This is a genomic window from Microcystis sp. LSC13-02 (assembly GCA_002282935.1).
In the GTDB taxonomy this organism is placed as follows: domain Bacteria; phylum Cyanobacteriota; class Cyanobacteriia; order Cyanobacteriales; family Microcystaceae; genus Microcystis.
The window spans coordinates 1-9,770 of sequence record MTBT01000188.1 but is presented as its reverse complement, the minus strand read 5'-3'; the positions used below and the strand labels follow the sequence as shown (position 1 = coordinate 9,770).

Annotated in this window: 6 protein-coding genes; 2 read left to right on the top strand and 4 right to left on the bottom strand. The window is 40.6% G+C overall.

Translation table 11 applies throughout. The features are described 5' to 3' along the window. Nucleotides 1–364: 364 nt before the first annotated feature. Together BGL89_RS11175 and BGL89_RS11170 are read right to left on the bottom strand one after the other, a co-directional pair. Nucleotides 365–538, bottom strand: a complete 174-nt coding sequence (locus BGL89_RS11175; protein WP_286825769.1) for a hypothetical protein — start codon at nt 536–538, stop codon at nt 365–367. Between the two features lie 235 nt (nt 539–773). After that, on the bottom strand, nt 774–4,703 hold the full coding sequence (locus BGL89_RS11170) for a restriction endonuclease (protein ID WP_286825768.1): 3,930 nt from the start codon (nt 4,701–4,703) through the stop codon (nt 774–776). Between the two features lie 477 nt (nt 4,704–5,180). Between BGL89_RS11170 and aqpZ the strand changes: the two genes are divergently transcribed. Then, nucleotides 5,181–5,942, top strand: a complete 762-nt coding sequence (aqpZ, locus tag BGL89_RS11165) for an aquaporin Z (RefSeq protein WP_286825767.1) — start codon at nt 5,181–5,183, stop codon at nt 5,940–5,942. Nucleotides 5,943–5,979: 37 nt separating this feature from the next. Here aqpZ and tsaE read toward each other — a convergent pair whose 3' ends face one another. Further along, the gene (tsaE, locus tag BGL89_RS11160; protein WP_286825766.1) at nt 5,980–6,450 is read right to left on the bottom strand and encodes a tRNA (adenosine(37)-N6)-threonylcarbamoyltransferase complex ATPase subunit type 1 TsaE; all 471 of its coding nucleotides are present in this window, start codon (nt 6,448–6,450) and stop codon (nt 5,980–5,982) included. Nucleotides 6,451–6,789: 339 nt separating this feature from the next. Between tsaE and BGL89_RS11155 the strand changes: the two genes are divergently transcribed. Next, nucleotides 6,790–7,989 carry a lipid-A-disaccharide synthase-related protein gene (locus BGL89_RS11155; RefSeq protein ID WP_286825765.1) on the top strand — a complete coding sequence of 400 codons (1,200 nt, stop codon included), beginning with the start codon at nt 6,790–6,792 and terminating at the stop codon, nt 7,987–7,989. On the opposite strand, the gene BGL89_RS11150 is transcribed toward BGL89_RS11155, so the two are convergent. Next, complete coding sequence (locus BGL89_RS11150; RefSeq protein ID WP_286825764.1) at nt 7,986–9,566, bottom strand: glycoside hydrolase family 3 N-terminal domain-containing protein; 1,581 nt, start codon at nt 9,564–9,566, stop codon at nt 7,986–7,988. The genes BGL89_RS11155 and BGL89_RS11150 overlap by 4 nt on opposite strands. Nucleotides 9,567–9,770 lie beyond the last annotated feature (204 nt).

Here is a 9,770-nt window from a genome sequence, read left to right as displayed (position 1 = left end):
TTCCCTTGTTTCCACCACCTCCAAGCCGTTCGATAACTTATTCTTGTTTTTTTTGCCTAGTCTGATAGTTTCCTGTCTATATATTACCATGGCTGGCTATATATGACTATATTGGTTTTGAAACTTTACAATACTAAATCCGTTGAGTATAGGCTACTTATGGGGACAGGCAAAAGGCAATAGGCAAAAGGGGCAATAGATAATCAGTCTTTAATAACCGGATTTAGTATAAAAATTTATGTAGGGCTGGCTGAATAAATAGACCTCTGGTAAAAATCAAAAATTGTTGTTAGGGTTAGGAGTCAGTAGCCAGTAGTCAGGAGTCAGGAGAATTAAGAATAGACCGCTCACTACCTTAAGAAATCTAGTTGCTCAGAAATTCCAGTTGCCCCTGCATTTCTTCTGGTGACTTGGTGTTAATCAACTTTAATACTCCGCGCATCAAGTCACCGATTTCATATCGTTGTTGTGGAGCTAAAATAATTCCCCTATGAGATAAGCCCTGCTCAATTGTGCCTATATCAGTAGTAGTAGTCATGGTTTGTACTTTGGTATTATTGTTGATATTAAATATCGCCTTTTCTTCCTGCATCGATCATCTCATAATTAGCACTCGATCGCTTCTTTTTTCTCTCCACGATTAATACCAAATCCGCTTTTAATAGCATGATTAACTCCTAATCGAACTTTAAAAACCCGCTCCCTGCTCCCCGCTCCACTTTCCTATCCCCTTTAAACAGGATTTAGTATTATTACTGCGGCGTGTTTTCTACTCATTCATCGATATCAAGATTGGAAAAATCATCGTTTGTTTTCTGGAAAACTTTAGCTAGTTCCTCGTAACATCGACGACTAGCGGAAAGCGGAAGAAATGTCTCGGCAATTTTTAAACACTCATCTTTAAACTGAATTAGTTCGGGAATCGGTTGTTGCGGAGTTACCCATATCACACCAGTCCAGGATACTCCGGGTAAGTTTTGTAGTACGGATAGAAAGCAATCCTGACTAATTTCATCCGCTCTAGAAGCTAGATTGGATATAAAATCTACTTGTTCAAGAATTAATGAACGGGGAGCTTTTGAAAGCAAATAACTGGCTTCTTTAATTTTTTCCGCATCTTCTGAATTAATCCATTCCTCCAGAATTTCTAAGCTTGTTGAAGAAAACGTCAAATTTTCATCTTCATAGTAATAGGGTTTGCTAGATTCACCGTTTTTAACCATTGAGAGAGCGTGAAATAAAATTGGTATAAAATAACGCTCGCCTTCTCCATCAAATATTTTATCCCTTACTTGTCGAAGTATATCAGAATATGCCTCTGGCTCTGGGAGGGATACAAAAAATTTATAAGCATCTTGATAGGGGATCGGAGTATAATTATAACTAGGAAGCTCATTAACTTTCCGATAGCGAATACGATCGAGAAGAAACTGAATAACGGCGAGAGGATTATGTTTAAACGCGATGGCTAAAAAATTTTCAATTTCATGATCACTGATTTCTGGAATTGTTACAAGCTTCTTCAATAGTAATTCAACTTCATTATTAGACAAATAATCTGAAGAGAGACCGTAAGTAGTTCCGATTTTACCACATAAGTGTTTAGCCAGTTCGAGATTATTTCCAATATCAACATTCAAAATAAGTGGTTTCATTAAATTCGGTTTTTCACTGGCTATTCTACCGATAGAATTGATAGTATAACCTTTGATATCAAGGTTATCGCTAGATAATAGACTTGATAGTAGGGAAATATCTTTGTCTCGTAAACTCTCAGACCAGAAATAGTAGCTTGTAGCAATCGATAAAAGAATCGGAACCGAACCATTATCGATAGCGAGTTGAATTAGATGAATGGCAGTATCTAAATCATTCCGTCTAAGGTGACTACAGAAAAAACCAAAGTAATTCGCTATTGGAGAACTAGGATTCTCTAAGGTTGCTTCACAGATTTCAACCAGTGTTTGTCTTTCAATTTTTGGAACTAAACAATCTAAAAAAGGATATTTCAAATAAAAAGTATCCGTGCATTGACCTGCATTCTCTATCTCCAAGCATTTCTGATTAATTTTTTGTATAATAGCTTGAGACGATTTGTATTTTTGTAAAAATATTTCTTGGCAATATTCTTCTGCTATCGCTTTTACTCTCTTACATATTTGGCTATACCAATCAAGATTGAATAAATCAAATTGACCTTTATTATTGATCAACCAATCTAAAGCTTCATGGTTGATCATGAAACCCACCAATCGCAGATCATCCGTATCGGGAATACATTGGGTAATATATAAGGCTTTTTCTCTGACTTGTTGTGAATAGCCCCGATGTATGTACCAATCTAGTATATTAACCACTTTTAAATGTATAATCGGCTCGTGGTTAAAATTAACTAATTCCTCGATTATTTTTAAAATAGTTAACTGCTCGGATACCCATTTTTCGCAACGTTCTTCGTTTCTATTCCCGCTAATAGTTTGAGGTTCTCTAAGTGCATTTTTCAAACTTTGTAAGGCTCTAATAATTATTTTTATATCTAAACTTAAACATTTTTCGATTAATTTTAGTGCTTGGCTACGAATCGTGGGTGCAAATTCAGGATTGAGAGGATGGATTTGAATCTGAATTGTTCGGTTCTCTGTATATTGATATTCAAACTCTTTTTTAAAAATTTCATCCAAAATATTTAAGGCTAAAAAATAGTAATTATCATTATCGATTCTGGTCAGCCATCGAGATACCGCATCAATAATAATTTGTTGTGTTTCTAGTTCTTTGTATTTTTCATATTTCGCCAAGTCTTGCAAAATTCGTAGAGCATGATCGGGATATAGATTTAAAGCTCGATTATCTTGTTTACCAATTTCCCAAAGTAGATCGCAACAGTAAGGCAGATCGTCAATTGTATGACCCACCATCCGAAGAAGGGTCGGAATTTTTGTTAGACGTAAACTATTAACTTCCTCAGCATCTTCTTTATTACTGAGCGCAAATTTAATTAACGTAAGAACCCGTTTAGGCTGATAGTAAGCAACCTTGTTTAAATTGTCTAGAAAATAATATTTCTCCCGATTAGACAATTGTTGGTATTGTTGTTCGATGGTATTCCAAACTTCGTCAAGTAACTTGGTTTCCGATTGGTTGACTTGACGAATACGCCAATCTAGCCCAGAAACGTTGACTAAAAAGTTATAAAATATTTCAGAATGCGATTCACATAACTTAAAAATTTCTTGTATATAGCTCGTGGAAAAGCCCTGCCAACAAGCCGTAACTAGAATATGATCTGATAAGATATCTGGTGTAATTCGTATTTTGTTTCGTGTTCGTAACAGAATCCCCATATTTTCCAAAATACCAATATACTGCTTTAGTTGAGATACTTTGATGTCAAGATATTGAGAAGCTAGTTGATAAAAATCACTATTTTCTTGTGGAATAGGAGCCATAGCAGAAATCAACTGTAATATCTGTTGACATTTATCTGAAGGGATGTGATCGCTTATTTTTCCTAGTATTTCTTCCTGAAATTTATTCAGAACAGACTCACGAAATTTATCATTTTGTTCTAGTAAACTTGGATGAATTTGATCTTGAGCGACTAACTGACCAGCAATAACTGTTATTAAAGGACAATCTTTAGTTATTTGGGCTAATAGTCGTGCGTGATCTTCGTATTTGTTTCCTAAAGATTGTTGGGCTAATTCTTTGATTTCGTCATAATTTAAAGGCTCTAGATTACCTAGCTTTGTAATGTCGTTTTGGTCAAAATCAGAACCTGTTAAGCTTGATTCTATAAAAGATAATCCTTGAGGTCTAGAGGAAAAAATTAATTTGAATTTCTGATTTTGAGATCGCTGTTTAATATAATTAAACAAATTAGATAAACCCTCTTTTCGATGAGCGTCATCGATAATAATAGCGCAATTAGACTGGGTTGGTAATTCACCAATGCTCTCCCCTGTGATTGATTCGTTCATCACAAATCGTAGCTCCCAGTCGGGGTGATGTTGCTCGAATTCTTTCGCAAAGTGATAAAGCAGTTTTGACTTGCCACTTCCGCCAATACCTGTAAAAATAGCGATTTTTTGATCATCAGAATCTATAAATCGATGTAATTTTTCGAGGATTGATTTCCTACCAACCAATGACCAACAATGATGAAATAAACGCTTGGTATCTAATAAGGTTTGAAAAAATGTTTTTGACGAAACAAAGGTTTCTAGTCCTGATAAACCTAAAAAGGCTTTGCACCAAGCTTTGCCAAAATGGTTTTCCACTAAACAGCGGGAAATATCTGGGTTTAATTTTCTAACTTCGATAGAAATATACCGTACATCCCAGCATTCCCAATTAGGATGTTTTGTTATTTCGTCTATAACAGTAGAACTAGCCTCACAGCTTAATAACAATATGTATCTATCCGCTTTGTAGGTAGCCTTTTCAATAGCTGTTCTTACCTTAGCTGCGGTGAATGTTTTATATCGTTTACACTGAAAAACCCAACAAGTACGATCCGTCTGCTCCGCGATAATATCAATACCTCCTTGAAAATCGCCCTTTCTTCCATAGCGATTTGCGTTCTTAGTTGTACCGAATTGAGAAATTAGATCGTGGCAAAAGGCTTCAAAATTTTCCCACGACCAATTGCTGTCATTTAAAGGTAAATTTTCAGGAAGAGGATTAACCGGTGGTAAAATCATGGGTAATACTTAACGCTGTAACGAGATGACTGCGATGTGCGTACAATTTTAGTATAACCTATCTAGGTTAGAGTGTGTGGCTCGATCAAACTTCCCCGCTCTTTTTGGGCAATTGCCGCCGCTAAAACTCCTAAATTATTGTTGATATTAAATATCGCCTTTTCTTCCTGCATCGATCATCTCATAATTAGCACTCGATCGCTTCTTTTTTCTCTCCACGATTAACTAGGAGCGGAAAGGGTCAACCACTGCCAAAACTCATCAGACATCAAGATAGAAGATAAATCTAAAGAAAGTGTGAAATTAGCAAAAATTACTGTTTTTTTTAGTATTATACCTCTAAAAAGCTGATAGGTTTCCCGTGAAGACTGCTAAATTGAAGATAAAAAAATAACTATTTTTTAATATCTCATAACAGTTTAATCCGGTTTGATGGGAAATAACTTGAAAGTAAAATGTTTCAACCTTGATATAGAGATGAAAAAGTATCTAGCAGAGTTCATCGGGACGTTTTGGCTCGTTCTCGGCGGTTGCGGTAGTGCCGTTTTAGCGGCAGTATTTGCGGGTAAAGCCAAGAGTATCGTAGATGGTGCTGATTTTAATATCCATGTGGGGATTTCTTTTGTGGGTGTCTCCCTTGCCTTCGGTTTAACGGTTCTTACCCTTGCCTACGCTTTAGGGCATATTTCGGGGGGACATTTTAATCCTGCCGTTTCCTTCGGTCTCTGGGCAGGTAAACGCTTCCCCGGTTCGGAACTACTTCCCTACATCATCGCTCAAGTTTTAGGGGCGATTTTAGCGGCATTAATTATCTACATTATTGCCAGTGGTCAACCCAGTTTCGCTCTGGAAGGCAGTAACCCTCTGGCCACCAATGGTTACGGAGAACATTCTCCCGGTGGTTACAGTTTAATCGCCGCTTTGGTCACGGAAGTGGTCTTGACCTTCATGTTCTTAATCATCATTTTAGGCTCTACCGATCGACGCGCTCCGGCCGGTTTTGCTCCCATCGCTATTGGTTTAGGATTGACCTTAATTCACTTAATTAGCATTCCCGTGACCAATACCTCCGTTAACCCGGCTCGTAGTACCGGTGTTGCTCTTTTATGCGGTAATATGGCTCTCGTTGGTCAATTATGGTTATTCTGGATTGCTCCTATTGTTGGGGCCGTGGCTGCGGGTTTCCTCTACAATAGTTTCTTTGAAGAAACTTTAGAAGAAAGACGAATTAGAGAATAACTGGAAAGTTACCGCTAAAGTTTGATTGCTTAAAGAGTCAAGTGCTGATAGCGATTCCTGTGGGGTCGCTATTTTTTTCGTCCCCACCGACAAAATTGAGCAGCGCTCGTCGTCCTTGCTCGCCTCGATCGAGTAAAGTAATCTCTAGATAATTGTCTGGCAAAAAAGTTAAACGTTCTGACCATTCGATCGCCACTATCCCTAAATCTACCTCGATTCCCTGCCAATAATTTTCTAGGTACAGCGCCTCGATATCTTGACCCTGCAAACGATACAAATCCAAATGATATAAAGGAAGGCGGCCTTCGTTATATTCGTTAACGAGGGTGAAGGTAGGACTAGCTATAGGCTCTTGAATGCCCAATCCTAAGCCAATTCCCTGTACTAAGGTGGTTTTTCCCGCTCCCAAATCGCCTTTTAATAAAATTACACTGCCAGAGGCCAAGGTTTGCCCCAGTTTTTCGCCTAAATTGACAGTAGCTTCTCGATCGGGTAAGTCGATAATCATTTTTTCCGCTAGGATGCCAATTAATCACTGATTTTAATATAGCGATCAGAGCAGCTTTCTGACACCCTTGGCTCTGGGGGGCGAAATTTGGTCTTTTTGATCGAGAAAAATAGAAGCAGTTAAACTAATCTCTTATCTCTTAGTCTTAACCTTTGGTCAAATGGTCGCTATCAGGGCAGAGATAGGCGATCGGCGAAACCTTCTGGTAGATTAGACTAAATGGGAGTTGGTTAACTGCTTTTATAAAATTGATTGTTCCCTAACCATCAGCATTGTCTAGGGTCGAGGGGAATAAAACAACCGAAGTTTAGGACTTTAAGCCAGAAGTTAAGAAAAACAGTGAAATTATTATTTTTGAGTAATGGCCACGGTGAAGATGAGATCGCGATCCGGATTATTAAAAGACTGCAATCATCTCCCCACTGTCCCGGTATTACTGCTTTACCCCTAGTGGGTAACGGTTATGCTTATACTCGTCTGGAGATTCCCCTGCTCGATCGAGGTCAAAAAATGCCCTCTGGGGGTTTTATCACCAGGGATGCCAAACAATTATGGCGAGATCTACGGGAGGGATTATTAGGATTAACTTCACGTCAATACCGTCTGGTCAGAAATTGGGGCCAAGAAGGGGGAAAAATTGTCGCGGTGGGAGATATCTTACCCCTTGCCCTTGCTTGGTTGAGCGAGACAGATTATGCTTTTGTGGGAACGGCTAAATCGGAATACTATCTCCGGGATGAGCAGGGATGGTTAGATAGTAGCTCGATGATCGATCGCCTCTGGGGTTCCTACTATTATCCCTGGGAACGCTGGTTAATGGCTCATCCTCGCTGTCGGGGGGTTTTTCCCCGGGATAGTTTAACTAGCAAAATTTTACAACAGTGGTCAATTCCCGTTGTCGATGGGGGTAATCCGATGATGGATGACCTTTTACCCTCGATAACGGGCGATTTTCCCCAAGATTGCCTAAATATTCTGCTGCTACCCGGTTCGCGCTTTCCCGAATCTCTCCACAATTGGCAGAAAATTATCGAGGCTGTGGCCGCCATTATCGGACGTTTTCCCGATTATCAGCTGGAATTTTTGGCGGCGATCGCTCCTTCTCTCCCCCTAGAATCTTTTACGGCTGCTTTAATTTCCCGGGGTTGGCGAGAACATAGCACAAATAAGTTTATTTGTCAAGAAGTATTTATAACTATTTCTCAAACGGATTACGGCGAATATTTAGGCCGTTGCCATCTAGCGATCGCCATGGCGGGAACTGCCACGGAACAGTTCGTCGGTTTGGGTAAACCGGCGATCACGATTGCGGGGGACGGACCACAGTTTACTCCCCATTTTGCCAAACTGCAACAGCGTTTATTAGGCTGTTCAATTCTCTTAGGCGATAGTGCCGAGTCAGTGGCAGACAAGTTAGAATATTTATTACAAAATCCCCCACAGTGGCAAGAAATCGCCTTTAATGGTCGTCAGAGAATGGGGTCAGCCGGTGCCTCCGATCGCATTGCCGGATGGTTACTAGACGATTTTTGCCCTTAAAGGAAAGTATCGGTCCGATTTTTGCCGCTAGTGGGCCACTCAAAAACAGTTTCTAGGGCAATTTTTTGGGCGCTTGGTTGTTGTCCATAGCTGAAAAGATGGGGAATTTCTCCGCTTTGTTGACGAAACCACTGGAAAACGTAGGGACTACCATAAACAATCAATGCTTGAATCTGTCCGGTTTTCAGCAAAGCTTGATAGATAGCTTTCGTTTCGTCGCTTAATCCGGCACTACCCCGAAAAGGATTACCACGGATAAATACTTGTAGGAGAGTCGTTTCTGGGGAGACGAGGGACTGATTAAAGGTGCTACGGTCGATAATTTGCGTTTGATAACCCCATTGTCGGGGAATTGTCACCGCCGGACAAGCGCGATCAAGAAAGTCACAGTGGAGTAAATCATCGATAATGATTAAATTGCGGCCTTGAGTAGCTTGAATCGGTAAATTAGCGCTAACTGTTTGGGAATCTTTTAAAATATCGCTGACAATCTCTAGAGCTTGCGGTGCCGCTAAACTGCTTAAGGATTCTAAGGAGGGCTGTCTTTGCCCTAATTTCTCTTTTGCTCGTTGAATACGTTGCCAAGAATCATTAATTCTCGCTTCGCTAATTGTACCCGCTTGCACGGCACTATACACCGCTTCGATCGCTTCGATCGGATCGGGAGGCATTAACAGTATATCGGCCCCCGCCTGTACCGCCCTCACTGCTATGGCGGCAGCACTGGCAATTTTAGTCACTCCTCCCATAATCAGGGCATCGGTGACGATTAAACCCTGAAAACCGAGATTTTGGCGCAGTTTTTCCCCGAGAATTTTCGAGGAAAGAGTGGCGGGAAACTCGGCATCCCAAGCGGGAATTAACAGATGGGCTGACATAATACTATCAACCCCCGACTCGATTGCTGCTTGAAAGGGCGGCAATTCGATCGCTTCTAGGCGATGATGATCGTGGTTGATGATGGGAAGATCGAGATGGGAGTCATTGCTGGTGTCACCGTGGCCCGGAAAATGTTTGGCCGTGGTCAAAACTGGATAGGAATCCGCCCCTAAAATAAAAGCTTGAGCTAGATTAGCGACGATTTCAGGAGTTTCAGCGAAGGAACGAATATTGATAACCGGATTGTCGGGATTATTGTTCACATCGACAATTGGGGCTAAAATCCAGTTAATCCCGATCGCTAGGGCTTCCTTAGCGGTAATTGCTCCCATTTCCCTAGCATATTCTGTGGCTTTTGTCAAGCTTTTTTCGGCTATTTTTCCTAAAGCCATCGGGGGGGGAAACCAAGTGGCGCCGGAAAACCTTTGGCCGACTCCCTCCTCGATATCGGCGGCGATGAGGAGAGGATTATCCCCAGACCAACTTTGTAATTGTTGAGTGCGGAAAGCGATTTCGGCGGCGCTGCCTCCTAAGAGAATCACCCCACCGAGGTGGAGGGTTTCTAACCAATGTTTCAGGGTGGCGTTGACAGGTTCCCAGACAGGATAGCGGATTTGTTGGTCAAAGAGATAGCCGGAAGCGCGGACTACTATCATCTGACCAATACGTTCTTTTAGGGATAAAATGCGATCGCTCACTATTCAGTTATCAGTTATCAGTTATCAGTTATCAGTTATCAGGTTTAAGTTTTAAGTTCCCAGTTTTGTCTAAATTTAGTTATCCTGTTCACTGGTCACTGATATCGGAATCGTCATCGAAAAACTGGGTCTGAAACCCCGCCCTTTAGCGATAGCGGAGGGCGGCTTTATATGAGTTAGTGAGAAACAATTAAACCGTTAGAA

Bases quoted from the DNA above. Each gene is read 5' to 3' on its own strand.
- BGL89_RS11175 (WP_286825769.1), bottom strand. From the start codon at position 538: ATGACTACTACTACTGATATAGGCACAATTGAGCAGGGCTTATCTCAT.
- BGL89_RS11170 (WP_286825768.1), bottom strand. From the start codon at position 4,703: ATGATTTTACCACCGGTTAATCCTCTTCCTGAAAATTTACCTTTAAAT.
- aqpZ (WP_286825767.1), top strand. From the start codon at position 5,181: ATGAAAAAGTATCTAGCAGAGTTCATCGGGACGTTTTGGCTCGTTCTC.
- tsaE (WP_286825766.1), bottom strand. From the start codon at position 6,450: ATGATTATCGACTTACCCGATCGAGAAGCTACTGTCAATTTAGGCGAA.